Origin of the sequence: Bacillus sp. RO1, assembly GCF_012524115.1 — a bacterium.
GTDB lineage: Bacteria > Bacillota > Bacilli > Bacillales > Bacillaceae_I > Sutcliffiella_A.
Genome location: NZ_JAAZWB010000066.1, coordinates 1 through 23,434, shown reverse-complemented (window position 1 = coordinate 23,434; position 23,434 = coordinate 1). Strand labels below are relative to the sequence as shown.

The window sequence follows — 23,434 nt, the reverse complement described above, 5'->3', positions numbered from 1 at the left end:
GAATGGCAATTGTTGATGTCACCGTTATTCCTATTGGAACCAATGGGCCGAGTGTAAGTGACTATGTTGCAGATATTCAAGACATATTAGAGGGGTTTAAAAAAGAAGGAAAAATCAACTATAAATTAACTCCGATGAGTACCATTATAGAGGGAGAGCTCCCGACATTATTGCATGTGGTACAAGTGATCCACGAAGCACCGTTCCAAAAAGGCCTTCATCGAGTAGCAACCAATATTAGGATAGATGATCGCAGAGACAAAAGTGTACAAATGGAAGATAAGCTGCGCGCGGTGGAGTCTAAACGCTCCATATAAATAATAAATAAAATGCCAGGCACCTTTATTTGAGTGTACTGGCATTTTTTTGTTCTATCTAATTAAATATAGAAACTTTTTGTTAAGCGGCCTTGTCCTTTACACTTGTTACATTTCTTGTAGAAGGGCAGTATGAAGAGCTTCTTTCTCCCTGTCCCACTGCAACTACCGCACAATGTTCTTAATGCCAACCATATCACCCTCCTGCAAATTTTATATTTATAGTCTTTCCTTATATCCCTAAATATAGTATATTCACCAATTTGATTTTGGTTTGAATATTTCTCTGAACGAAAAAAAGAGCATCCTTCCCAATACGGGTGGATACTCTTTTTCTTGTCTTAAGTAAATTAATGTGCTACCGGGTAACCATGTTGAATGACAGTCATTACCGTAAACCAACCAAAAACTGCAACTGTTCCAAAAGCGAAAAGAACTGCTAAGAAGTTTTTTTCTTTAAGGGAACGGACAAGTGCAAATACGCATAAAAGTGTTACAAGTCCAAAAATAATAACTAATGGCAAGGTTAACGCCCCTTTCAGAGATCATTTCCATTTCTATTTAAAAGAAATTCCATAAAATAAGTATGTAATGGAACATTACACTACACTCCATTTACATTTTAAATGTTTTCTCACTATTTGTCGAGGTCAAAAATTGACACTTCTATGTCATATGCTCGAGCTACTTTCAGCATAAATTCTTTATTTTCTTTATCGATGATATAGGATTTCTTATATTGTTCCTCTATAGCAATAATTGATTCCTCTAATTGAATGAGAAACATATCAATATTAACTTGTTTACCACTTTCAATTCTAAATATGGATATCATATCTTGATACAGATAATGATTGTTTTTTTCCGAAACAAAACCATAATCAGTGAAAAGGCTTGTGGCAATTGGATTTTCTATAAGGGAAAGCGAATACGTTTCCTCAAGTATACTTCGGTCCATCAACATGTTTTTTACGACTTTTGCTTCCATGGCAGAATCGGTAATAAGCATGCTGTCATCAGAATCAAAAATACTGGCAATTTGTTTAAGCTGCAAGAGAAGGTTTTGAAAGTATTGCGGTTTATCCTCTGCACATTGTATTTCCAAACCGAACATTGACTTCATAGGCAATTTCCTTTCGTTTCTCAAGTTCTACTTCTTAGTGTAAAATAGATGGATAGATACTTCAAGGAAAGGTGTGGAAAGAAATGAAATGGAAACAGCTACCACTAGGCCCGCTGCAAACGAATGCGTACCTTCTCATAAATGAAAGAAAAGAATGCATCATTTTCGACCCGGGAAGTGAAGGGCAAGCATTCAATTCCTACTTGGAAGAAACTACGCTTAAACCGTTAGCTATATTATTGACTCATGCACATTTTGATCACATAGGTGCAGTAGATGCAGTACGCAAGCACTGGGACATACCAGTATATGTACATAAAAAAGAAAAGAATTGGCTTGGTGATCCAAGTCTTAATGGCTCTCAGTTTTTTCAACTTGGGCCCATAACGGCTATGCCTGCAGACCATCTTATTCAATCGGAAGAAAAATTGGTCATTTCTAATTTCGAACTAGAAATATTGTTTACGCCAGGCCACTCACCGGGCAGTGTGAGCTTTTATCATGAACCGAGCAAAGTGGTTTTTGCAGGAGATGCTCTTTTTGCCGGCAGTATAGGAAGGACAGATCTCCCAGGTGGCAATCACGAACAGCTTATACAAAGCATACACAACAAGCTGTTGACGCTTCCAGAAGAAACTACCGTTTTATCTGGCCATGGAATGACTACAACCATCGAGAAGGAAATGGATAGCAACCCATTTCTTAATGGGTTTTAAGGAATGATTCCAACATTTCTTCAAGAAAAAATAGAGAAGGCCCCGGGACAAAGACTGGATTATTCTGAATATATGATGGCTGCACTCTATCACCCTTGTGAAGGCTATTATATGAAACCAAAGAATAAGGTGGGTACAAAAGGGGATTTTATCACAAGTAGCAATGTCCACAACGTTTACGGGAAACTATTTGCAAAACTGATGGTAAAGTATTTTAGTGATACTGATATTCCGCCAGTCATCATTGAGGTAGGCGGCGGAAATGGGAGGTTTGCTAAGCATCTATTGGAAGAAGTAATGCTACTTGATGCTCCTCTCTATGATCGCTTGAAATACGTGATGGTGGAAACAAGCTCCTATCATATCAAATTGCAGCAAACCATAATTTCAGACACGGCACCTGTGAGCTACTTTACTTCTTTAGAGGAAGTCCCCGATCAACTTAGAAAGGGTGTTCTGTTTTCCAATGAACTTTTCGACGCATTACCTGTTCATGTTTTGGAATACACAGATGGATCTTTAAAGGAAGTTTTCGTAACGATAAAAGAAGATGGTAGACTAGTGGAGAAAAGCGCTCCCCTTCGTAATGCGGCTATCCTTGCTTATATTACTAGAAATAAAATAATCTTTTCCGAAGGGCAGCGGATGGAAATTCCCTTAGCGATGATGGACTTTGCGAAAATACTTGGAGAGTGGTTGCTTAAAGGCACCATTATAACGGTTGATTATGGATACCGTTTCTCTGAACTATCCAGTCAGGATTTAATAAAGGGCAGTCTTCGTGGTTATTACCAGCATCAACTGATAAAGGATCCTTTAAAATATCCTGCTGACATGGATTTAACCTCCCATATACATTTGGATGCTTTAGAAGAGTGTTTAAATGAGTTGGGGTTCTCTCATGCAGGAACCATGAGGCAGGGGGAATTTCTTGTGGCTGCAGGAGTACTTGATTACCTTCAAGATAATCAGGATCCAAATCCCTTCTCAGAGAAAAGTAAGCAAAACAGAGCGATAAGGACCCTGATTATGGACGGCAGCTGGAGTAACGCCTTCCATGTCCTTATTCATGAAAAAGGAACGAATAAATGGCACAAATTAATAAATCTGGAACCACATGAACCACAATAAAAAGCGATGACATAAGTCAATCGCTTTTTATTGTTTAGCTACGTATGTTTAATGACCACCAGATCCAGGCACCATCATAAATGTTGTCCAATACGAGAAGGCAACAAAGAAAATTGTTAAATATGCTCCGAAAATATAGATGTACATACGTTCAGATAGCTTAAGATAACTTAATAAAATGAAGAATACCGTTTGTCCGAAGAAAAGTAAAGACGTTTGAGTCATGTGGCCAAGATAAAACATAACCGCAAAAATCCCAGTCCAGAAACCCATTACACGGTACATACGATCCATATGTATCCCCTCCTTACGCACTAATCCTTATGCTTGTCACTTTCCTATTATAATGTACCAATACTTTACTTGTAAATAAGCGTTTGTTTCTAGTTTGTGACGATTACAAGATAAGTACATTTTTCTCCAGTTGCATAATGATTATGCAACTATTTTTCTATCATACCTATTTCCATTATAGTGCAAAGTTAAACAGAAAGCCTTCTTTTTTCATAAAGAAAAAATGTTGTCGCAATTTGTTCATAAAATAGTTATCATTTTACTGTACAAAAGTTATACAATTGGTATACAATGTGATTAACATAAAATATTGAAGAAACCGGGGAGGTAAGCATGATGAATGAAATCATTTTTTACAGTTACCCAAGTTGTACCTCATGTAGAAAGACTAAGAAATGGTTGAAAGGAAATAACATTCAATTCCAGGAGAAGCATATCTTTAGGGAAACTCCAAACAAAGATGAGATGATGAAGATCCTTTCGTTAACGACAGAGGGAATAGATGAAATCCTAGCTACTAGAAGCCAAACGTTTAAGGAACTTGGAATTGATGTGAATGAATTATCTCTTTCCCAGTTAATTGAGTTAATTATTGAAGAGCCTAAGCTGCTTAGGAGACCAATTATCACTAGCGGTAAAAAGTTGATTGTCGGTTATAATGAATCTGCGTTGCAGAAGCTTTCCAGACAAAAATCCAAACTTGATTTAAAGCAATCCGTTTCATAATTCAAAAACAGCCATTCCATTTACCACTTGGTAGAAGGGATGGTTTTTTTGGGATTAAGTAAGTATATAATCCGGTTGATTTCCGTTCCATGCGCTTCTCTTGAGCCAAGGCCAATGAAAAAGTCTTTGATTTTTAGTAGTTTGTTTAGACACCGCTGTTGATTTCCGCAAATAGCGGAGACTCCAGCGGGGGAGTAACGGTAGGTTGAGACCCCTGAAGCGTTGGGAGGAGGCTCAAAAACTGTCCCGCGGAAAACGCAGCCATTTGCGTAAAGGAACAGCGGCGGTAAATCAGACAACTAAAAGTATCTAACATAAGAAGGACCGGGCGGTTATGCTCGGTTTTTCTTATCTTTTATTAGAAAGTTTTAAAACGTTCACTACTTTTCTCCTTTACCTATTTATATAGAAGGTGAAAGGGGGTGAGAGCATGGCAGAATACGCAGTGGAAAATGTCCAACTTCGCCTGATGTATGAATTAGGAGAAGATGAAAAAGGGAACTTGTTGTACCGTTCGAAAAACTACAACAACATTAAAGTGGATGCAGAGGCGACAGCACTTCTACAAGCAGCTGGAGCAATCTCTGGCCTTCAGACAACACCTGTTTCTAATGTTAGACGTAGTGAGTTACACTTCCTAGGCTAATTAGTGCTTTTAAATCATAAAAGAAAGGAGGTGTGTACATGTTTACACTAGAATTATTTTTCCTTAATGAAGAGGGCTCTAAGGTGAAGGTATCCGTTGATGATCCTAAAGCAGGTTTAACACAGGTGGAAATCGAAGGGGCAATGGATACCATTATTGCCGCAAATGTTTTTACATCCAAAGGTGGAAACCTAGTCTCAAAGGATAGTGCAAGAATTGTTGAACGTAATGTAACCGAATTTGAAATAGCTTAACGATTTTAGGAAAGGTCTACTCTATATCGGTAGGCCTTTCCTGTTTGAACAGAAAGGGGGGAGTTCATGGATCACTGGTGGACATGGATAAGTGAAGTTGGTTTTCCTATTGTGATTACGTTTTACTTGTTGCATAGAATTGAACAAAAACTAGAAAATGTAACAAAAACGTTGCAGCAACTTCCATATCAATTATCCAGGGAAACATTGCCTTCAAGAAACATTAAATGAGTATAATACAGGCTATGGGACATGTAATATGGTTCCATAGCCTGTTTTACGAAATAGATCTATGTGGTAACGTCATTGTTGCATAAACTCTTTGCCTTTAACGCATATTTCGTTAATAATAAGAAGAAGAGAATGACATGAAGGATGTTGATACCATGACGAATAAAAAAATAGTTTTCACAGGCGGCGGCTCAGCAGGTCACGTCACACCTAACATTGCAATTATGAATAAGTTAAAAGCCACAGGGTGGGAAATTACATATATTGGTTCAAGAAAAGGGATTGAAGAGGATATTATCGGTAAAGAGGATATCCCTTTTCACGGAATTTCAAGTGGTAAGCTTCGACGCTATTTTGACTGGAAGAACTTTTCCGACCCGCTTAGAATCATTAAAGGGGCCATGGAAGCCTTAATGATATTACGGAAAGTGAAGCCAAAGGTCGTATTTTCTAAAGGGGGATTTGTAACAGTTCCTGTCGTGATGGCAGCGAAAATGTTGAAGATACCTGTTATCATTCATGAATCAGACATCACACCGGGCCTTGCTAATAAAATTGCAACCAAGTTTGCGACGAAAGTATTTGTCACATTTGACGAGACAATGAATCACTTTCCTTCGGATAAAGTTTTATTTACGGGTTCTCCTATTAGAGAAGAGCTATTCCAAGGCAAAGCTCAAGAAGGAAGAGCAAGGCTTGGATTTCACGAGAAAAAACCGATACTTACCATAATGGGAGGAAGTCTCGGAGCGAAAAAAATAAATGAAACCTTACGTCAAGTGCTATCACAATTAACCGAGCAATATCAAATTGTCCATCTATGCGGAAAAGGAAACATTGATCACTCCTTTGAAGGCGTAAAAGGGTATAAGCAATTTGAATATATCAATCAAGAATTACCAGATGTTTTAGCAGCATCTGATTTCATTATCTCAAGAGCGGGTGCCAATTCGATTTTTGAATTCTTGGCGTTACGTAAGCCGATGCTGTTAATCCCCCTTTCTAGGAATGCAAGCAGGGGAGACCAAATATTAAATGCCCAATCGTTTGAGAAAAAAGGGTTTGCAAAAGTTTTATTCGAAGAAGACCTTACAACAGAAACACTGTTAAACCAACTAGAGGCGCTTAAGCTTGAGAAAGATCAACTGCAAAAAAACATGTCCCAAGATAGCGCGCCGAACACCCTAGAAATCATCCTAAAACAAATCATAAACACAGCAAAATAAAGTTATATGGATTAACTGTAAATGCTATTAAATTGAAGCAATCTATCATTAGGTTGCTTTTTGCTTTTTTAAAAAATATAGCAAAAAATAAGTAGGATTTTCCATTAGAGGGTAAACTAACAAGAACGAATTCCATTAACCAGAAAGAGGCCGATACCGATGAAAAAACAAACATTAAAACTATTCACCATCTCCCTCATAGGATTTGTCATCATCATATCCGTCCTTTTATATTTCTTTTCAGAACGATTTACCCGCTCATGGCTTCCAATCGATAATGGATTCGGGGAAACTGTCACCCTGTCTCCAGATGATGATTCAATCGTTTTTCCTTTTTTTCAAAGCGGGGATGGAGCGCTATATAAAGCAGATGTGGATGGCAGTAATGTCAAGCAGCTGACTTACCCAAGGCAGGAAGAAAGCCATGTGCATCCTCGTTATTCTTCCAAAGGGGATAAGATCCTCTTTTTATCCCAAGAAAAACGCGAAACCACATTAACTAGATCACTTTACATCATGAACAGTGATGGTAATGATCTCGTTCGTTTATCACAAGATGATGAGCTAATAACAGATGCCATTTTTTCACAGGATGATCAATTCATCTACTATTTAGCAGCAAAGAAATATCAGGAAGGAAATGAAATGGAGGAAGGGGCAACTAACATTGATTTGTATTCCATTTCAATTACAGGTGATAAAAAGGAAAGACTCACCCATGATGAAAGTTTGAAAAAGCGAAGTCTCTCTCTTACAAGCGATGGAACAAAACTTGGCTATGTGGAATGGGGCAAAGATGAAGAGAGAGGCTTGTATTCTTCTTTTATTATGATAGATACTAAAACGATGGATAGGGAATATGTAAATCCTAGTTTTGAATTTGAATCCAATATTATCTATAGTGGCAAGCTCTCTCCTACTGGTGACATTATTGCGTTTTCTGCTGCTAGTGAAAATCCTCGTGAAAAATCGCAATATATTTATGAAATGTACACAATGAATGCGAGTGGGAAAGAAGTTCAGCCTATCACAAGCTTTCGTACATTAATTACAGAACCAGTATTTTTCCGTGACAAGGATAGGGTGTTATTTATTCAAGATCAGAGTTGGTTGAGGGGGAAACCGAATTACAAATTGTGGGCAGTGGATATCAATGGTGAAAAGATTCAATCCATTACCCTACAAATGCCTCAGTTTTCTGGGACCATTCTTTAATGATGAAAATATAATAAAGCCCAAGTCTGCCAAGACTTGGGCTTTGTTTGTTTATTGGAACATTGGTAGCAAATAACTGATTATGAACCAGATAATGCCGAAGAATATAATGAGGTAAGCAGTATATTTAATGAATGTGGATGCAACTAAACCACGATCTTCTTTGGTTTCCCTTTTATCAACTCTTACGTCTCTATCTTCCATATAAATTCCTCCCAGAAAGCTGTGTTTAGATAATATATACCCTGTTGGGACCAGGTTAAACCTTTTCTATTGATGTATAAAAGTACTATACTGCGAAAGTAACTAGAAATTACGGGGCAGGAAAGTGTATAATGACTTTTAGGTATAATTCGATGAATTTTTATCTGACTTTCCCAAGCGGGACTTTGTATCTATATTTCGGGTTAAAAGATATAATGAAATTATCAGATAAATATTGGCTATATATTAATGAAATGAAACTATTTTTAAAGACATAAGAGGTATTTTATGAAGAGGAATTGGCTAAAGTTTATACCTTTAATCTATCTGTTTTTTGGAATTGTATGGATTGGATTGACAGATTATTGGATATACGTACTAAAGCAAAACGACCATCACGTTATTTCAGAATATATTAACCTAATAAAAGGCTGGCTTTTTATACTCTTCACGACACTATTGTTATATCTGATGCTGAAAAAGCATGCGGCATTGAAGGAGCTCGAACAAAAGGAACAAGAGCTGTCTACACTAATAAACAATATGCCTGACTTCGTATGCTTCAAAGATGGTGAAGGTAGATGGCTGCAAACCAATGAATATGGTCTCGCACTTTATGATTTACAGAAGGTAGATTACAAAGGCAAGACTGATGTAGAATTAGGAGCCTATTCCCCACATTTTTTGGAAGCTTTTGAATACTGTATGCAAACAGACGAGCAGACCTGGAAGGAAGGCAAAATATCTCGTGCAGAGGAGTCGTTCTGCCTTGCAGATGGGGAAAGAAAGACGTTTGATGTGATTAAGGTGCCCTTGTTTCATGCGGATGGGCGGAGAAAAGCACTTGTCACGATAGGAAGGGACATATCATCTTTGAAAAAAACAGAACAATTGTTGGTAACCAAAGAGAAACTGTCGGTGGTTGGAGAACTTTCTGCGGGTATTGCCCATGAAATAAAAAATCCGCTAACCTCTATCAAGGGGTTTATTCAATTAATCCAAAGGTCCGGGAATGCAAACAAAAAGCATGTGGAAATGGTGTTATCTGAAATTGATAGAATAAATGATATTGTCTCGGAGCTGCTGGTTCTATCTAAACCTCAAACAAAGGAACTAAAGCTTATTCCTTTACTGGAAGTTCTCCAATATGTGATCAACTTAGTGGAGAATGAAGCTAATAATCATAATATTTCCTTTACCATTGAAAATTTGGGTCCTGAAACAATGGTAAGAGGGGACAAGAACAACCTCAAACAAGTATTTATCAATCTATTTAAGAACTCTATGGAAGCGATGCCTGGCGGAGGAACCATAACCATTAGGGGTTTGACGAATACAGAAGATGGTAGAAGTAGTATTCAAGTAAAGGATGATGGGATTGGAATCTCATCTTCCCATATGGATAATATTGGTGACCCGTTTTTCACTTCCAAGGAAAAAGGAATGGGACTTGGATTAACGATAACCAAAAAAATTATTGAAGAGCATCAAGGGAATATTCGTTTTGAAAGCAAGGAAGGAAACGGGACAACTGTCACGATTGACCTTCCAACACATTAAAAAATGTGCGTTTGATAAGAGATAGATGACCAAGCAGTTCATAGATTTATGCATAAAATATATCGTGTGCAGCTTGCTTCTCCTTTCGTACACGGGATTATTGGACAGAGACTAAGTCTCTGTCCCTTTTTTATTTACCCTAATAAAAATGAAGTATTTTTCTAAATACAGGGTATAAATAAGACATTCTAGTTAAAACGGGGGAGTCTCATGTCAATGAACAGAATATATGACTTAATTGGAATAGGAATAGGCCCTTTTAATCTGGGTTTGGCGGCATTAATAGAGCAGCAGCCTGATCTTACTTCCATCTTTTTTGATAAAGAAGAATGTTTCAACTGGCATCCAGGTATGCTTATTGAACAGTCCGATTTGCAAGTTCCATTTATAGCAGACTTGGTTACTTTTGCAGATCCGACAAGTCCTTACAGTTTCCTCAATTATGTACATAACCAGAACAGGCTATTTCAATTCTTCTTTTATCGTAGGTTTGATATTCCTAGAAGAGAATATAACCTTTATGCAAAATGGGTCTCAGAGCAACTTGAAAACTGTCAATTTCATTCAGAGGTAGTGGGAGTCTCCTTTAACGGGGATGGTTATAAGGTTGAGGTGAAAAAGGCAAATACAAATGAAGTCGAAACGTATTTTGCAAGGCATGTTGTAGTTGGGACAGGTAGTATCCCTTTCATCCCAGATAATATGGAAGAAAGTGAACATATGGTTCATACAAGTAAATACTTACAAGCTGCTAATGATATTAAGGGTTCCTCATCCGTTATTATAGTTGGATCCGGCCAGAGTGCTGCTGAGGTTTTCTACGAACTGCTTGAAGATCAAAAGCACCATAATTACGCTCTTACGTGGTACACTCGATCTTCCCACTTTGCTCAACTGGAAAGTGCAAAGCTTGGACAGGAGGTATTCTCTCCAGACTATGTTCAATACTTTCATTCTCTTCCTTATGAAAAGCGAAAGGAAGCACTGGAAAGATTGAATACGGTCCGTAACGGGGTGGACAAAGAAACATTAATTAAGATCTATGATCTCCTGTACAACCGTTCAGTGGAAGGGCGGGATAAAAAGATTACTATACAGCCCTTAACTGAAGTAAATGCCATTAAAGAAGAAAATAATTCCTTAATCGTCTCCTGTCATCAATGGGAGAAGGAAGAGGAATTTACGGTGCAAGCGGATAAGGTGGTCCTCGCAACGGGGTACAAACCTCACATCCCTAAGTGGATTTGGAATAATAAAGAAGAAATCCAATGGGAAAGTGAAAAGGAATTCAAGGTAGACAAGAAGTTTCGCTTGGTTTGGAAGAAAGACAGAGAGAATCATATGTATATGTCCACAAACCTCGAACATTCTCATGGTACAGCAGCTACCAATTTAAGTTTGGCAGTCATGCGAAACCAGATTATCATTAACGATGTGGCAGGTAAAGAGATTTATCCCATTCAGAAGGATTCCATTTTTCAGCAGTTTTTACCGGATGCGCAAGGAAAAGTTTAGTTTGATTGCTGGCGGGTACTTTATCTAATGTAACTAAGTGGCTCTGGATATATTGCAAAACGGACCATACTTGCAGCAGAGCAATCCTAACAAAAAGGAGTCGTTATATAATGAGTAAGAAAATTGCCGTATTACTAACCAATGAATTTGAAGACTCAGAGTACACAGAACCGGCCAAAGCTTTTGAAGAGGCTGGTCACAAGCTGACAGTTATTGAAAAATCCAAGGGAGAAACCGTGAAAGGAAAAACGGATGGAGTGGAGGTCACGACTGACGCAGGAATTGATGATGTAAGTCCTGAGGAATTTGACGCCCTTTTGTTACCGGGAGGTTTCTCACCGGATATTTTAAGGGCCGATGATCGCTTTGTTACCTTTACGAAAGCATTCATGGATGACCAAAAGCCGGTTTTTGCTATCTGCCATGGTCCGCAATTACTAATTACGGCAGAAGCCCTTAAAGGAAGAGATATCACGGGATATACTTCAATCAAAATTGATCTGCAAAACGCAGGTGCTCATTTCCATGACAAGGAAGTGGTCGTATGTCATGATCAGCTGGTTTCTAGTAGAACACCGGATGATATTCCTGCTTTCATTAGGGAATCGTTGAAGCTTCTAAATAAATAAAAAATGGAAGGATCCAGAAAAGGAGAAATACTCCGATCTGGATCTTTTTCTATGTAACAAAATGCCGAATTATTCTAAAAGCTTTTTGAAGTGTGTTTTATTAAAGCTCTTGAGCAGAAGAAGCAATGCGATTTGAGTACATGTATGAAATGGAATCCCATTATATTTCGATAACCATGTTTAGCTTCAAAACGAAGAGGTAAAAGGAATCGTTTGCATTAATACATCGAACTGAAATGGACAGATAAAGAATAACAGTCTATAAGTTTTTAAGAGGGGAAGGGTTATTTAAGTAGGGAATACATACTGATAAGTCATTACAATACATATACATAGCTTGATAGAAACTATATAGGTGAGGAGTTGCGAAACATGAAGCCACTGCGTTTGAAAAAAGGTGACACAGTAGGAGTCATCGCACCAGCAAGCCCCCCGAAACAAGAAAAATTGAAACTTGCATTACCTTTCTTGGAAGAGGAATTAGGATTGAAAATAAAGATGGGCAAGTACGTGGATGCCCCATACGGTTACCTTGCTTCAAGGGATGAGGAGAAGCTCGAGGATCTGCATGCAATGTTTCAAGACGAAGAAGTAAAGGCCATTTTTTGTGCGTGTGGTGGATTTGGAACGGCAAGGATCGCCTCCAACATAGATTATGACATTATTAAAAATAACCCTAAAATTTTCTGGGGGTACAGCGACATTACCTTTTTACATCAGGCATTTTACCAACAGGCCGGATTAACTTCCTTTCATGGTCCGATGCTAAGCTCTGATATCGGACTCGAGTGCATCCACCCTCTATCCAAAGCGTATTTTCAACAGCTTTTTGAACCAACGAAAATCGTGTATACAGAAAAACTTTCCCCGCTTGAAGTGATGAATGAGGGCGTTGCAACCGGAGAGTTGGTTGGCGGAAACCTAACCTTGCTTGTAAGTTCACTTGGAACTCCGTTTGAATTGCAGACCAAAGGAAAGATCCTTTTCTTTGAAGATATTGACGAACAACCATACAAAGTGGACAGAATGCTTAATCAGATGAAAATGGCCGGAAAATTTGCCGATGCCGAGGGAATTGTCATTGGCAATTTCCATAACTGTATACCAGATGAGGGAAAAGCATCCTTGACGCTAGAGGAGGTCATCACACAGCATGTACAGGATGCCAATAAACCGACTATGAGTGGATTCCAAATTGGACATTGCTCACCTAATATTGCGGTGCCTCATGGTGCGAAAGCGGAACTGAACACATACAACAAGACATTAACCATCCAAGCAGGAGTGGATTGAGAGGAGAGGAAATCATGAACATACAACAAATGGAAACTTTTCGAACGGCAGTTCCTCTTTCCAAACCATTCAAAACAGCGTTGCGAACGGTGTATGTTGCCCAAGCGGTGGTAGTGAAAATCACCTGTGATAACGGTTTAATCGGATGGGGGGAGGCACCTCCAACACATGTTATCACAGGTGACAGCCTTGATAGTGTGGAGTATGCCATTCAACAAATTCTAAAACCAAACCTATTAAACGAAAATATACTGAACTATGAACCGTTACTGCAAAAACTACATAAATCACTTGTCCGTAATTCAAGTGCAAAGGCTGCAGTGGATATGGCCATCTATGATTGCTTGGCCCAACACAGCAAGCTGCCTCTTTATCAATACTTGGGAGGGGCTAAAAAGGAACTTGAAACAGACTTCACCGTCAGCGTCAATTCCCCGAAGGAGATGGGTGAGGACGCCTTGCTTTATTTAGAAAGAGGTTTCCTTGTTCTCAAGGTAAAAGTAGGGAAAGACGATATGGCGACAGATATTTCCAGAATTAGAGAAATCAGAAGCCGTGTTGGAGATGCGGTGGAACTTCGTTTGGATGCAAACCAGGGCTGGACGGCAAAGGAAGCCATACGCGGTATTCGAAAAATGGAAGACCTGGGAATGAATATCGAGCTTGTGGAACAACCTGTCATAACCCACGATTTAAAAGGCTTAAAACAGGTTACCGATTCAGTGGAAACACTGATAATGGCAGATGAGAGTGTATTTACACCCGAACAGGCCCTTCAGGTGCTTCAAACTCGAAGTGCAGACCTGATTAATATTAAGCTTATGAAGTCGGGCGGAATTTTCCAGGCTGAGAAAATTAATAGTATCGCAGAAGCCTATGGAGTCGAGTGCATGGTTGGCAGCATGATTGAGACAAGGCTCGGCATCACTGCAGCGGCGCATTTTGCCGCCAGTAAAAGCAACATCACACGATTCGATTTCGATGCACCACTTATGCTGGCCGAGGATATTATTACAGGCGGTATCATCTATAACGGGCGAAAGATTAGTTTTCCAAATGCCAATGGATTAGGAATTACTGATGTGAATGTAAAAGGAGGAGTCAACGTTGAGTAAATATGTCATAAATGTACCGATTGCTACCATCTGGACTTCTTATGATTCACCAAGAAAACTGGATGAAAAAGTCACCTCCAATCCTACCGATATAAGAAGATGGCTGGATTCCCTTAACTTTGAAACAAGACTAGAACTATGTGATGCCAACCTCATCCAGTCCCAATTGCTTTTCGGTCAGGAAGTTCTCGTATTGGAAGAGAAGGAGAACTATTACCATATTATTGCTTTGACCCAAGGATCTTCAAAGGACGAAAGAGGATATCCAGGCTGGGTTCCTAAATGTCAGATTACCGAAGTTGGGGACTGGAAGCTTACAGAAGACCCTGTAGCAGTAGTTACAAGCAACCTTGCTCCCTTATTTTCAAAAACGGAGAAAGAGTTACTTGAGCTTAGTTTTCAAACCATTTTACCGGTAGTGGAAAAAGAAGAAGGGACAGTAAAGGTTCAACTTCCTGATGGTGAGGTTGGAATGCTAAGGGCGAATGATACTTCAGTTTATGAGGGGCTAGCTTCCATCCCTAAAGGCTCAGGAGCAGATATTGTACAGACGGGAGAGAGATTTCTCGGCCTCCCATATTTATGGGGTGGCATGAGTGGTTATGGCATGGATTGTTCCGGTTTCTGTTATACAATGTGTAAAGCAAACGGTTATACCATTCCACGTGATGCTCATGACCAGGCGAAAGAAGGGATGGAGGTTTCGCTTGATGCTTTGGAGCCGGGAGACCTATTGTTTTTCGCTCATGAAGAAGGAGAAGGAAAACTCCATCACGTTGGAATCTATCATGGAGACGGTAAACTCTTACACTCACCGAAAACAGGAAGAGATATTGAGATTCTTCCTATGGAAAATACTATCTATGAAAAAGAACTATGTGCAGCAAGAAGGTATTGGCAAAAGGACGGGAAGTAATCATGCAAAAGAAACTACTTCAAGTAAGAAATCTGCAGAAATATTTTTTCCTTGGAAAAATATTTATTAACACTTATGATACTAATTGAAAATCCTTCAGGAAAGCGAGCAATTCAGAAGATTTGCCGTATCCTAGAAGAATATTTAAGAGGTTCCTGTTCTTTTTAAAGAGAGGAACTTTTTTTTGAAGAAATTAAAAACATTGAAGGAATCTGTCATTTTTTGAAGAATAATATAAGGGCAATAAATTTTAGAGAAAGGAGTAATCCATCACTACCCATACTTAAATTCAATGAAAATTGAGGTGACAAATGAATATTGAAAAGAAATGTGAAGAAATTGTCCGTCAAGCAGTCCGCTTACAAGTTTCAGATATTCACATTAAACCCCTAGAAGCGTCTGCTAAAGTCCTTTTCCGACTCGATCACTACCTCTATGATCAAGAAGAGCTTCCGCTTGAAATCTATGAAAGAATGTTGTCCCACTTAAAATTCCAGGCCGAAATGGACATCGGAGAAACAAGAAAACCCCAGAACGGCGCCTTAAAGCTCTACGTTGACTCCAAACCGATAAACCTTCGACTCTCTACATTGCCGACAGTTAACCAGGAAAGCCTGGTTATCCGAATCCTGCCGCATGATGATAAACAATTCCCTTTAAAACACCTATCCCTTTTCCCGAACTCTACCAGAAAATTATTTTCCTTAATGAAGCATTCCCATGGACTTGTTTTGTTTACCGGCCCAACTGGATCTGGGAAAACCACTACACTGTATTCCATTCTTGAAGAATCAAAAAATTTGCTGCAACGCAATATCATTACGCTAGAAGATCCTGTTGAGCGAAAAAGCAGACATGTTCTGCAAGTGCAGGTAAATGAAAAGGCGGGTATTACCTATGCCTCTGGGTTAAAAGCAATTCTAAGGCATGACCCGGATATTATTATGGTTGGGGAAATTAGGGATGAGGAAACTGCCAAGATTGCGATAAGGGCTTCGTTGACAGGCCATTTAGTGTTAAGCACCTTGCATACGAGAGATGCAAAAGGAGCGGTTCATCGTCTGTTGGAGTTTGGAGTCACCCAACAGGAGCTGGAACAAACTTTAATAGCAATTTCGGCCCAAAGATTAGTGGAGTTGAAATGTCCTTATTGCCAAGGGGAATGTACTACTTTTTGCAAAAAATATAGAAATTACAGGTTAGCAAGTGTATATGAACTCTTGTATGGGCGGGAATTGTCAAAGGTGATGGAGGAGTGTAAAGGAACAAAAGTGCAACTATGTTATCCAACCTTGAAAGAAGTAATTAAAAAAGGAATAGCATTGGGCTTTATTCACCAGAGGGAATATGAAAGATGGGTAACAGATGGAAAAAACAAATAAGGGGTGGTCATTGAAAGTTCAAGAGGATTTCTTAAAAAGGATGGGAGAGCTATATTCTAATGGGTATTCTTTGTTAGAGGCTTTAGAGTTGATGAGCATTCACTTTGAAGCGGATAAAAAACGTAATTTACTAGAAGCAATACAGGAATTGCAAAAAGGATACAGTGTTCATCGGGTATTAGGGGGACTTCGTTTCCATCAGGATATATTGTCCTTACTGTTTTTCTCCCAGAAACACGGCAACCTAGGTCAGGCATTTAGGACAGGAGGAAATATGCTTGAGCGGAAAAGGCATTATCGTGAAAAAACCATTTCTATTCTCAAGTATCCAACTCTACTTATTTTTCTAGTTTTGATCATGCTCATTTTTGTTCAATTGATTTTACTTCCTCAGTTTCATTTGCTTTTCTCTCAAATGAATATCTCCTTAAGTCCAGTCATCTCCCTATTCTTCAACCTTGTAGTCCGCATTCCAATCGTTGTTTCAATTCTCGTGTTCGGTTTTCTTATAGCCTATATTTTTTTTAAGGTTTATGAAAAAAGAACTTCACCTTCCAAGAGGGTAAGCATATTAATGCGAATTCCCATTGTAAAAACCTTCCTCTCCCTTCATTATTCACATTATTTCACACAACAGCTTAGCACATTGCTATTAAGCGGATTGACCATTAATGAAGCCATCACTGTTTTTGAGCAGCAACGCTATCACCCTTTTTTCCATGTGAAAGCAAAAGAATTTCGGTACAGGCTGGTAGAAGGTGAAAAATTAGAAAAATTAGTGGAAAGTGAGAAAGTATTTGTTTCCGGGCTTTCCATCGTAATTGTTCACGGACAAAAGAATGGTAAATTGGGTGTAGAGCTCGAACAATATAGCAAGCTTTTACTAGTAAAGATGCAGGAGTTTAGTGAAAAGTTGTTGGGAAGAATACAACCTATTTTATTCCTTGTTGTAGGCGGGTTTGTTTTTGTTTTATATCTCTGTATTTTCATTCCAATGTTTCAATTATTAGGAGGTTTATGAATGGGAAGATATCTGAAGAATGATCGCGGGTTCACGTTGGTAGAGATGCTTTTGGTCATGCTTGTCATCACTGTGTTGTTGCTAATCATGATTCCAAACGTAACAAAGAATACAAGTGTGATCGGCGATAAGGGATGCGAGGCACTACTCAGCATGGTGGAAGCACAAATGCAAGCATATCGGTTGGATACGGGAAGTAATGTAACAACTATAGATGATCTGAATACTCCAGATTATCTTGGTGATCGTTTTGATGAGACAACAGCAACATTGAATTGTCCTAACGGAAGTGTCATTACAATTGTTGATAACAAGGCGATCGCAAGTAGTGCAGGACAGTAACTATAAGACTAATGGGGGCTACACACTCCTTGAGTCATTACTTGTCATTTCTATCATTTCTGTCATCCTTTCCGTGACAGTTCTTACAATAAGCTCCACACAGGAAAGCTATATAGGAGAGCATTTTAACGAACAACTAAGCAATGATCTCTTGTTCGCCCAACAATATGCGCTAAGCTCAAAGAACAGTGTTTATATCGTCTTTACCCCAAGCGAGAACTATTATCGAATATGGCAGGGAACCTTTCAAATAAATGAACTTGTGGTGAGGAAGTATCATTCATCCATTAGGATAGACACCCGAACGATGGGGCAAAGGATTACGTATCTCGGCAACGGCAGTATCAACAAATCCGGGGCAATTGCAATATATTTGGATGATAAAGAACTCTATCAATATGTCTTTACACTTGGAAAGGGACGTTTTTATGTGGAAAAGTCATAGAGGATTCACTTTGCTTGAGGTATTGGCAACGCTTGTTATTTGGATGGTGATCGCTTCTGTACTACTTCCCGGTCTTGTAAGAATGAATCAAGAACGAAAGGGATTTGTTTTAGAGCAACAGGCGCGATTTATTTTGACAATTGAATTGGAAAGCATTCGTTCCCAAGAAGGGGTGTTTCAGGAAAAAACCTTGAATAAAGATGGCACCATCTACACCGTTACATTAAAAGAAGGAACTATTCCTCCCACATTGTGTGTCTCCTATAGTGATTATCAGCTATTGGTGAAAGAAAGGTGTCTATATGTACGATATCAGTAAAGACAGAGGATTTACCCTATTGGAAGTGCTGATTTGCTTTACCGTCATATTAATTGTTACGGCTTTGTTTCCAATTTTGATTAAAAATATGGTTTTCTTGACAGAAAAGAAGGAAGGCATCCATCCATTTGAGCTAGAGGTTTTTATTCAACAGGCTACTCGGGAAGTAAGGACTGCCAAAAAGACTTCAGTGGAAGCAGGAGATTTTGTCATTATCAACCAAGGGGGACAAAGGGTGACATATGAATTCTTTCAACAAAAGATAAGGCGAAGAGTAGATGGTACGGGTCACGAACTACTCCTTCATCATGTTAAAAAAGTTGATTTTGCGGAACGTGCAAATGGAGCAATTTTCATCTTGGAAGGAAGTGATGATGCTACCTATGAATTCAGAGTTAGTGCTATACCAATCAAATGGCATCCAGAGTAAAAAGGATGCAGGATATATTTTTCCCGTTACGATATTTATGAGTATTCTATTGTCTGCTTTCTTGTTGCATCAAATTGAGAGTTTCCGGCTTGAGAAGTTATTTTACCACGAAACCAATCAGCAGATGGATTTAGAAGCTATGATGAAATACACATGGGATACGATTCGAGCTGAGTCATTAATGGTAGGTGACAACCCCTATCCCAATTATATTTTTCCAACGGGTGTAGCTTCTGTTACCTCAAAAGATGTGGATGAGAAAAAGGAAATTATGATTATTTGCTCCACAACGGAAGGAAGGGAATACAAGGCGACCATCATTTATGATATGGGTATTCATGAAGTTATTGCTTGGTATGAAACCAATTAAATTTAGTTCTGTTTCTTCACCTTATCACTGTTCTTTTCATATAGATGTACAGTGATAAAGGAGGTTTTCGCCTAATGCATCAAACGGACAATGGAATGCCCATTCAATATATGGTGGTAGAGCCATATGTGTACCATACTTTAAAGAGCATTGTCGGGACCGAAGTGGTAATTGAGACAACACGTGGTTCCATCAGAGGCAATTTGAAAGATGTAAAGCCTGATCATGTAGTTCTTATGGCAGGTGACTCCAGCTTTTTCATTCGGACTGCTGAAATAATTTGGATCATGCCGGATAATTAAAAATGAGTGATGAAAAAGTGCTTGCCGTTTCCAGCAAGTGCTTTTTCTCCTATAATGGTGATATGGTTCAGGTAGTTAGGAAAGAGAGGGATCGGCATGCAAAATATTTATCTTACAGGTTTTATGGGGGTAGGGAAAACCACTATTGGACAGGCAGTAGCACAAAAACTTGGCGTCTCTGTGATGGATACGGACTTCATGATTGAAAGTAACTCAAACATGCTAATAAAAGACATCTTTGAAAAGTATGGAGAGAATTATTTCCGCGACCTAGAGACAAAAATTTTAACAATGCTTCCTTCCGAGGATGTTATTGTAACAACTGGAGGAGGAATTGTAACGAGGCAAGAAAACATGGAATGGATGAAAGAAAACGGGTGCGTAATTTTTCTTTACGCAGATCCAGAAGTAATTTGGAATCGGTTAGAAAATGATACAACAAGACCTCTTATTCAACAAAGAAAAAAGGAAGAGGTTCTGGGGTTATTTAGAAATCGTCTCCCGTTATACAAGCAAGCCCATATTACATTGGATACAACAGACCTTTCTTTGAATGAAGCAGTTGAAGCTGTACATAAAGCGATTAAAACATGGCATAACCGTCAACACTAAAGGTAAAAGTATTTTCTTTTGGCGGTGATGATATTGAAGACAAATGATTATGTAAAATACGTGACACAACAATTGGTTACCTACATGGATCAACCGAAAGAAGTAAAACGAGAGCAAAGGCAAATTAGAAAGCAGGAGCGATCTCCAATCGCTTTCCAACTATTTGGCGTCATTCCATATGCCATCATGATGATATTCAAAAAGAAGAAGTAAGGCAAAAGTATTGCCAAACTTTTGTTTTTTATGCTACAATCTCATCGGACAGTTAAGAAGCGTTCAACTAAATGTTCATGCAAATGCTTTCAACATAGATAAGAACTTTACGTGTTACTGATACGATCAGGCATGAGTGAAGAGGTTTTGATCCATACTAAGGGGACGAGTGTACCCTTTTATAGAGACAAGCCCCTCACTCATGCCTTTTTCTATACTCTTTCCTACATATTCACCGCGGTTACTGGTGAAAGCTACAGGGTATAGGATTAGAGGGAAAGGTTCTTTTAGTTGAATAGCTTCTAAAAGTAAAAAATACACATATCTCAAAGGAGTTTGATTACAATGGCAGAAAAAACATTTAAAGTAACAGCAGATTCAGGAATTCACGCACGTCCGGCAACTCAATTGGTACAAACTGCAGGTAAATTTGATGCGGACGTAAACCTTGAGTACAACGGTAAATCTGTAAACTTGAAATCCATCATGGGTGTTATGTCTCTAGGAATTCCTCAAGGAGCGGAAATCAAGATTGTTGCAGAAGGTTCTGATGAGAGCGAGGCAATTTCTGCAATTGAAGAAACTTTGAAATCAGAAGGGTTAGGGGAATAATGTCAAACACGATTCAAGGTATACCTGCTTCTAGCGGGATTGCCATTGCGAAAGCATATCGTCTTGAAAACCCAGAGCTATCTGTGGACAAAAAGACGATCGACAATGCCCAAGCGGAAGTGGAAAGGTTTGAAAAAGCAGTAGAGATTTCAAAAAATGAATTGGAGAAAATCAAGGAGCACGCCCACAAGGAGCTTGGAGCAGACAAGGCGGAAATCTTTTCTGCACACCTTCTTGTATTAAGTGACCCTGAGCTATTAAATCCAATTAAAGATAAAATCAAAAGCGACAGTGTAAATGCTGAGTTTGCTTTGGATGAAACAGCAGGCATGTTCATCAACATGTTCGAACAAATGGACAATGAGTACATGAAAGAGCGTGCAGCGGATATCCGCGACGTGACAAAACGTGTACTAGCTCACCTTTTAGGTGTGTCAGTTTCCAATCCGGCACTTATTTCCGAAGAAGTTGTCATCATTGCGGAAGACTTGACTCCTTCTGACACTGCTCAACTTAACCGTCAGTATGTAAAAGCATTTACGACTGATATCGGTGGACGTACGTCTCACTCTGCCATCATGGCACGTTCTATGGAAATTCCAGCAGTAGTTGGAACAAAGAACGTCATGGAAACTATCCAAAATGACACAATAGTCATTATTGATGGTTTGGACGGTGCGGTGATTGTCGATCCGACAGAAGAAGAAATTGCTACTTACAAAAAAAAGCAAGAGAAGTATGAAGAGCAGAAAAAAGAGTGGGCTAAGCTTGTCAACGAAAAGAGTCTTTCTTCTGACGGACAAGAAGTCGAACTTGCTGCAAACATCGGTACTCCTAAAGATGTGAAGGGTGTTCTTGCCAATGGCGGAGAAGGTGTCGGCCTTTACCGTACAGAATTCCTTTACATGGGTAGAACCGAACTTCCGACAGAGGACGAGCAGTACAAAGCTTATAAAGAGGTTCTTGAAAACATGGAAGGCAAACCGGTTGTTGTCCGCACATTGGACATCGGTGGAGATAAGGAACTCCCTTACCTGAACCTTCCAAAAGAAATGAACCCATTCTTAGGCTTCCGTGCGATTCGCCTTTGCTTAGAGGAACAAGACATTTTCCGTACACAGCTTCGTGCTTTATTGCGTGCAAGCTCTTACGGAAACCTGAAGATCATGTTCCCGATGATTGCAACATTGGATGAGTTCCGCCAAGCAAAAGCCATTCTTTTAGAAGAAAAAGAAGCGCTTGTGAAGAACGGTACTACTGTAAACGAGAATATCGAGATCGGTATCATGGTGGAAATTCCATCAACAGCGGTTATGGCTGATATTTTCGCGAAGGAAGTAGACTTCTTCAGCATCGGAACAAACGACTTGATTCAATACACAATGGCAGCGGACCGTATGAACGAGCAGGTTTCCTACCTGTATCAACCATACAACCCGGCAATCTTGCGCCTAGTGGATAATGTCATCCAAGCTGCACACAAAAACGGCAAATGGGCCGGCATGTGTGGAGAAATGGCTGGCGACCCAATCGCAATTCCAATTCTTCTAGGACTCGGGCTTGACGAGTTCAGCATGAGCGCGACTTCGATCCTTCCAGCAAGAAGCCAATTGCGTGGCATCTCTAAAGAGGAAGCTGCTTCCTACCGAGAAGAGATTCTTAGCATGGGCACAGCAGAAGAAGTTGTGGAATTTGTAAAAGAAAAGTTTAATGTGTAAGCATGGAATAGAGCGAGGCCAACTTCCCTTTAATGGGGGAGTTGGTCTTTTTTGATGTTTAAGAAATTATAAAATTATGGAATGCTGGATTCGTTGGAATGAAGACCTCAGTGACGAGGGAAAAGGAGAAGAGAAGTCCTAATCGCCGTTATGAAGACCTCAGTGACGAGGGAAAAGGAGGAGAGGTGTCCTCATCGCCGTGATGAAGACCTCAATGGCGAGAAAAAAGGAGGAGAGGTGTCCTCATCGCCGTGATGAAGCCTCAATGACGAGAAAAAAGGAGAAGGGAAGTCCTCATCACCGTGATGAAGACCTCATTGACGAGGGAAAAGGAGGAGAGGTGTCCTCATCACCGCGATGAAGACGTCATGGAAGAGGGAAAAGGAGGAGAGGTGTCCTCATCACCGTGAGGAAGACTTCAATGACGAGGGAAAAGGATGAGAGGTGTCCTCATCGCTGCGGTGACGACCCCAGTGAAAAGGAAGACGGAGTCGAGAGCTCCTACTTCCCGTGATATATAACCCGCATAATTTGTAGAAGGCGAAAACAATTCCTCA

The 23,434-nt window shown here is 39.4% G+C and carries 31 protein-coding genes; 27 read left to right on the top strand and 4 right to left on the bottom strand.

The genetic code is table 11. The features are described from left to right. The first annotated feature begins 2 nt into the window (after positions 1 to 2). Positions 3 to 317, top strand: coding sequence for an MTH1187 family thiamine-binding protein (locus HC179_RS09435; protein WP_168864101.1), 315 nt, complete (start codon positions 3 to 5; stop codon positions 315 to 317). A gap of 350 nt (positions 318 to 667) precedes the next feature. Here the strand turns inward: HC179_RS09435 and HC179_RS09430 are convergent, their stop codons facing one another. Both HC179_RS09430 and HC179_RS09425 read right to left on the bottom strand, forming a co-directional pair. Further along, positions 668 to 841: a DUF2759 domain-containing protein gene (locus HC179_RS09430; protein ID WP_168864100.1), complete on the bottom strand. Its 174-nt coding sequence runs from the start codon at positions 839 to 841 to the stop codon at positions 668 to 670. Between the two features lie 113 nt (positions 842 to 954). Then, positions 955 to 1,440 (bottom strand): hypothetical protein, encoded by a 486-nt coding sequence (locus HC179_RS09425; protein WP_168864099.1) that lies wholly within the window; start codon positions 1,438 to 1,440, stop codon positions 955 to 957. Positions 1,441 to 1,523: 83 nt separating this feature from the next. Here HC179_RS09425 and HC179_RS09420 point away from each other — a divergent pair, with 83 nt between their 5' ends. Next, a complete protein-coding gene (locus HC179_RS09420) occupies positions 1,524 to 2,156 on the top strand; it encodes an MBL fold metallo-hydrolase (protein WP_168864098.1) in 633 nt (210 codons plus the stop codon). 3 nt (positions 2,157 to 2,159) lie between these two features. Further along, entirely contained in the window at positions 2,160 to 3,287 is a 1,128-nt protein-coding gene (locus tag HC179_RS09415; RefSeq protein WP_168864097.1) for a class I SAM-dependent methyltransferase, read from the top strand. Between the two features lie 48 nt (positions 3,288 to 3,335). Here HC179_RS09415 and HC179_RS09410 read toward each other — a convergent pair whose 3' ends face one another. Next, positions 3,336 to 3,581, bottom strand: a complete 246-nt coding sequence (locus tag HC179_RS09410) for a DUF2626 domain-containing protein (protein ID WP_010194612.1) — start codon at positions 3,579 to 3,581, stop codon at positions 3,336 to 3,338. A gap of 336 nt (positions 3,582 to 3,917) precedes the next feature. Here HC179_RS09410 and HC179_RS09405 point away from each other — a divergent pair, with 336 nt between their 5' ends. The 6 genes from HC179_RS09405 (at position 3,918) to HC179_RS09380 (ending at position 7,879) form a co-directional block, all read left to right on the top strand. Further along, positions 3,918 to 4,307 carry a Spx/MgsR family RNA polymerase-binding regulatory protein gene (locus HC179_RS09405; RefSeq protein ID WP_277351316.1) on the top strand — a complete coding sequence of 130 codons (390 nt, stop codon included), beginning with the start codon at positions 3,918 to 3,920 and terminating at the stop codon, positions 4,305 to 4,307. Between the two features lie 430 nt (positions 4,308 to 4,737). Continuing rightward, the gene (locus HC179_RS09400) at positions 4,738 to 4,953 is read left to right on the top strand and encodes a DUF1659 domain-containing protein (RefSeq protein WP_168864095.1); all 216 of its coding nucleotides are present in this window, start codon (positions 4,738 to 4,740) and stop codon (positions 4,951 to 4,953) included. Positions 4,954 to 4,991: 38 nt separating this feature from the next. After that, positions 4,992 to 5,207 carry a DUF2922 domain-containing protein gene (locus HC179_RS09395; RefSeq protein ID WP_168864094.1) on the top strand — a complete coding sequence of 72 codons (216 nt, stop codon included), beginning with the start codon at positions 4,992 to 4,994 and terminating at the stop codon, positions 5,205 to 5,207. A 66-nt stretch (positions 5,208 to 5,273) separates the two neighbouring features. Further along, positions 5,274 to 5,438: a YvrJ family protein gene (locus tag HC179_RS09390; protein ID WP_168864093.1), complete on the top strand. Its 165-nt coding sequence runs from the start codon at positions 5,274 to 5,276 to the stop codon at positions 5,436 to 5,438. Positions 5,439 to 5,593: 155 nt separating this feature from the next. Next, entirely contained in the window at positions 5,594 to 6,664 is a 1,071-nt protein-coding gene (locus tag HC179_RS09385) for an undecaprenyldiphospho-muramoylpentapeptide beta-N-acetylglucosaminyltransferase (RefSeq protein ID WP_168864092.1), read from the top strand. A gap of 159 nt (positions 6,665 to 6,823) precedes the next feature. Next, positions 6,824 to 7,879 (top strand): TolB-like translocation protein, encoded by a 1,056-nt coding sequence (locus HC179_RS09380; protein ID WP_168864091.1) that lies wholly within the window; start codon positions 6,824 to 6,826, stop codon positions 7,877 to 7,879. A gap of 51 nt (positions 7,880 to 7,930) precedes the next feature. On the opposite strand, the gene HC179_RS09375 is transcribed toward HC179_RS09380, so the two are convergent. After that, complete coding sequence (locus HC179_RS09375) at positions 7,931 to 8,083, bottom strand: hypothetical protein (protein ID WP_010194621.1); 153 nt, start codon at positions 8,081 to 8,083, stop codon at positions 7,931 to 7,933. A 288-nt stretch (positions 8,084 to 8,371) separates the two neighbouring features. Here HC179_RS09375 and HC179_RS09370 point away from each other — a divergent pair, with 288 nt between their 5' ends. From HC179_RS09370 to ptsP, 18 genes are all read left to right on the top strand, one after another. Then, entirely contained in the window at positions 8,372 to 9,643 is a 1,272-nt protein-coding gene (locus HC179_RS09370; protein ID WP_168864090.1) for an ATP-binding protein, read from the top strand. 216 nt (positions 9,644 to 9,859) lie between these two features. Further along, positions 9,860 to 11,158: a lysine N(6)-hydroxylase/L-ornithine N(5)-oxygenase family protein gene (locus HC179_RS09365; protein ID WP_346775135.1), complete on the top strand. Its 1,299-nt coding sequence runs from the start codon at positions 9,860 to 9,862 to the stop codon at positions 11,156 to 11,158. A 110-nt stretch (positions 11,159 to 11,268) separates the two neighbouring features. Then, positions 11,269 to 11,787: a type 1 glutamine amidotransferase domain-containing protein gene (locus HC179_RS09360; RefSeq protein ID WP_168864088.1), complete on the top strand. Its 519-nt coding sequence runs from the start codon at positions 11,269 to 11,271 to the stop codon at positions 11,785 to 11,787. 372 nt (positions 11,788 to 12,159) lie between these two features. After that, positions 12,160 to 13,080, top strand: a complete 921-nt coding sequence (locus HC179_RS09355; RefSeq protein WP_168864087.1) for a S66 peptidase family protein — start codon at positions 12,160 to 12,162, stop codon at positions 13,078 to 13,080. A gap of 14 nt (positions 13,081 to 13,094) precedes the next feature. Further along, entirely contained in the window at positions 13,095 to 14,195 is a 1,101-nt protein-coding gene (locus HC179_RS09350) for a dipeptide epimerase (RefSeq protein WP_168864086.1), read from the top strand. Further along, positions 14,188 to 15,111 (top strand): C40 family peptidase, encoded by a 924-nt coding sequence (locus tag HC179_RS09345; RefSeq protein WP_168864085.1) that lies wholly within the window; start codon positions 14,188 to 14,190, stop codon positions 15,109 to 15,111. Before HC179_RS09350 ends, HC179_RS09345 begins: the two co-directional genes overlap by 8 nt. 311 nt (positions 15,112 to 15,422) lie before the next feature. Beyond that, the gene (comGA, locus tag HC179_RS09340; protein ID WP_168864084.1) at positions 15,423 to 16,493 is read left to right on the top strand and encodes a competence type IV pilus ATPase ComGA; all 1,071 of its coding nucleotides are present in this window, start codon (positions 15,423 to 15,425) and stop codon (positions 16,491 to 16,493) included. Then, complete coding sequence (comGB, locus tag HC179_RS09335) at positions 16,477 to 17,514, top strand: competence type IV pilus assembly protein ComGB (RefSeq protein WP_168864083.1); 1,038 nt, start codon at positions 16,477 to 16,479, stop codon at positions 17,512 to 17,514. Before comGA ends, comGB begins: the two co-directional genes overlap by 17 nt. Then, on the top strand, positions 17,515 to 17,856 hold the full coding sequence (gene comGC / locus HC179_RS09330) for a competence type IV pilus major pilin ComGC (RefSeq protein ID WP_168864082.1): 342 nt from the start codon (positions 17,515 to 17,517) through the stop codon (positions 17,854 to 17,856). Then, a complete protein-coding gene (gene comGD, locus HC179_RS09325; RefSeq protein ID WP_168864081.1) occupies positions 17,843 to 18,301 on the top strand; it encodes a competence type IV pilus minor pilin ComGD in 459 nt (152 codons plus the stop codon). The genes comGC and comGD overlap by 14 nt, the downstream gene beginning before the upstream one ends. Beyond that, the gene (locus HC179_RS09320) at positions 18,285 to 18,620 is read left to right on the top strand and encodes a type II secretion system protein (RefSeq protein WP_168864080.1); all 336 of its coding nucleotides are present in this window, start codon (positions 18,285 to 18,287) and stop codon (positions 18,618 to 18,620) included. The genes comGD and HC179_RS09320 overlap by 17 nt, the downstream gene beginning before the upstream one ends. Continuing rightward, positions 18,604 to 19,050: a competence type IV pilus minor pilin ComGF gene (comGF, locus tag HC179_RS09315; RefSeq protein ID WP_168864148.1), complete on the top strand. Its 447-nt coding sequence runs from the start codon at positions 18,604 to 18,606 to the stop codon at positions 19,048 to 19,050. Before HC179_RS09320 ends, comGF begins: the two co-directional genes overlap by 17 nt. Further along, entirely contained in the window at positions 19,004 to 19,420 is a 417-nt protein-coding gene (locus HC179_RS09310; RefSeq protein ID WP_168864079.1) for a competence type IV pilus minor pilin ComGG, read from the top strand. Before comGF ends, HC179_RS09310 begins: the two co-directional genes overlap by 47 nt. Positions 19,421 to 19,494: 74 nt before the next feature. Continuing rightward, positions 19,495 to 19,722: a YuzF family protein gene (locus HC179_RS09305; protein WP_240948503.1), complete on the top strand. Its 228-nt coding sequence runs from the start codon at positions 19,495 to 19,497 to the stop codon at positions 19,720 to 19,722. Between the two features lie 96 nt (positions 19,723 to 19,818). Further along, on the top strand, positions 19,819 to 20,334 hold the full coding sequence (locus HC179_RS09300; RefSeq protein WP_168864078.1) for a shikimate kinase: 516 nt from the start codon (positions 19,819 to 19,821) through the stop codon (positions 20,332 to 20,334). Positions 20,335 to 20,367: 33 nt separating this feature from the next. Continuing rightward, a complete protein-coding gene (locus HC179_RS09295) occupies positions 20,368 to 20,547 on the top strand; it encodes a YqzE family protein (RefSeq protein WP_082380817.1) in 180 nt (59 codons plus the stop codon). Positions 20,548 to 20,892: 345 nt separating this feature from the next. Further along, the gene (locus tag HC179_RS09290; protein ID WP_010194663.1) at positions 20,893 to 21,159 is read left to right on the top strand and encodes a phosphocarrier protein HPr; all 267 of its coding nucleotides are present in this window, start codon (positions 20,893 to 20,895) and stop codon (positions 21,157 to 21,159) included. After that, complete coding sequence (gene ptsP / locus HC179_RS09285) at positions 21,159 to 22,877, top strand: phosphoenolpyruvate--protein phosphotransferase (RefSeq protein WP_168864077.1); 1,719 nt, start codon at positions 21,159 to 21,161, stop codon at positions 22,875 to 22,877. Before HC179_RS09290 ends, ptsP begins: the two co-directional genes overlap by 1 nt. Positions 22,878 to 23,434 lie beyond the last annotated feature (557 nt).

What these genes read in the sequence shown, in the direction of transcription:
- HC179_RS09290 (WP_010194663.1), top strand. Translation starts at nt 20,893, where the DNA reads ATGGCAGAAAAAACATTTAAAGTAACAGCAGATTCAGGAATTCACGCA.
- HC179_RS09420 (WP_168864098.1), top strand. Translation starts at nt 1,524, where the DNA reads ATGAAATGGAAACAGCTACCACTAGGCCCGCTGCAAACGAATGCGTAC.
- HC179_RS09385 (WP_168864092.1), top strand. Translation starts at nt 5,594, where the DNA reads ATGACGAATAAAAAAATAGTTTTCACAGGCGGCGGCTCAGCAGGTCAC.
- HC179_RS09415 (WP_168864097.1), top strand. Translation starts at nt 2,160, where the DNA reads ATGATTCCAACATTTCTTCAAGAAAAAATAGAGAAGGCCCCGGGACAA.
- HC179_RS09360 (WP_168864088.1), top strand. Translation starts at nt 11,269, where the DNA reads ATGAGTAAGAAAATTGCCGTATTACTAACCAATGAATTTGAAGACTCA.
- comGC (WP_168864082.1), top strand. Translation starts at nt 17,515, where the DNA reads ATGGGAAGATATCTGAAGAATGATCGCGGGTTCACGTTGGTAGAGATG.
- HC179_RS09400 (WP_168864095.1), top strand. Translation starts at nt 4,738, where the DNA reads ATGGCAGAATACGCAGTGGAAAATGTCCAACTTCGCCTGATGTATGAA.
- HC179_RS09310 (WP_168864079.1), top strand. Translation starts at nt 19,004, where the DNA reads ATGAATTCAGAGTTAGTGCTATACCAATCAAATGGCATCCAGAGTAAA.
- ptsP (WP_168864077.1), top strand. Translation starts at nt 21,159, where the DNA reads ATGTCAAACACGATTCAAGGTATACCTGCTTCTAGCGGGATTGCCATT.
- HC179_RS09365 (WP_346775135.1), top strand. Translation starts at nt 9,860, where the DNA reads ATGAACAGAATATATGACTTAATTGGAATAGGAATAGGCCCTTTTAAT.
- comGB (WP_168864083.1), top strand. Translation starts at nt 16,477, where the DNA reads ATGGAAAAAACAAATAAGGGGTGGTCATTGAAAGTTCAAGAGGATTTC.
- HC179_RS09320 (WP_168864080.1), top strand. Translation starts at nt 18,285, where the DNA reads ATGTGGAAAAGTCATAGAGGATTCACTTTGCTTGAGGTATTGGCAACG.
- HC179_RS09380 (WP_168864091.1), top strand. Translation starts at nt 6,824, where the DNA reads ATGAAAAAACAAACATTAAAACTATTCACCATCTCCCTCATAGGATTT.
- HC179_RS09370 (WP_168864090.1), top strand. Translation starts at nt 8,372, where the DNA reads ATGAAGAGGAATTGGCTAAAGTTTATACCTTTAATCTATCTGTTTTTT.
- HC179_RS09375 (WP_010194621.1), bottom strand. Translation starts at nt 8,083, where the DNA reads ATGGAAGATAGAGACGTAAGAGTTGATAAAAGGGAAACCAAAGAAGAT.
- HC179_RS09390 (WP_168864093.1), top strand. Translation starts at nt 5,274, where the DNA reads ATGGATCACTGGTGGACATGGATAAGTGAAGTTGGTTTTCCTATTGTG.
- HC179_RS09395 (WP_168864094.1), top strand. Translation starts at nt 4,992, where the DNA reads ATGTTTACACTAGAATTATTTTTCCTTAATGAAGAGGGCTCTAAGGTG.
- comGA (WP_168864084.1), top strand. Translation starts at nt 15,423, where the DNA reads ATGAATATTGAAAAGAAATGTGAAGAAATTGTCCGTCAAGCAGTCCGC.
- HC179_RS09350 (WP_168864086.1), top strand. Translation starts at nt 13,095, where the DNA reads ATGAACATACAACAAATGGAAACTTTTCGAACGGCAGTTCCTCTTTCC.
- HC179_RS09305 (WP_240948503.1), top strand. Translation starts at nt 19,495, where the DNA reads ATGCATCAAACGGACAATGGAATGCCCATTCAATATATGGTGGTAGAG.
- HC179_RS09300 (WP_168864078.1), top strand. Translation starts at nt 19,819, where the DNA reads ATGCAAAATATTTATCTTACAGGTTTTATGGGGGTAGGGAAAACCACT.
- HC179_RS09425 (WP_168864099.1), bottom strand. Translation starts at nt 1,440, where the DNA reads ATGAAGTCAATGTTCGGTTTGGAAATACAATGTGCAGAGGATAAACCG.
- HC179_RS09405 (WP_277351316.1), top strand. Translation starts at nt 3,918, where the DNA reads ATGAATGAAATCATTTTTTACAGTTACCCAAGTTGTACCTCATGTAGA.
- HC179_RS09410 (WP_010194612.1), bottom strand. Translation starts at nt 3,581, where the DNA reads ATGGATCGTATGTACCGTGTAATGGGTTTCTGGACTGGGATTTTTGCG.
- HC179_RS09355 (WP_168864087.1), top strand. Translation starts at nt 12,160, where the DNA reads ATGAAGCCACTGCGTTTGAAAAAAGGTGACACAGTAGGAGTCATCGCA.
- HC179_RS09435 (WP_168864101.1), top strand. Translation starts at nt 3, where the DNA reads ATGGCAATTGTTGATGTCACCGTTATTCCTATTGGAACCAATGGGCCG.
- comGF (WP_168864148.1), top strand. Translation starts at nt 18,604, where the DNA reads ATGTACGATATCAGTAAAGACAGAGGATTTACCCTATTGGAAGTGCTG.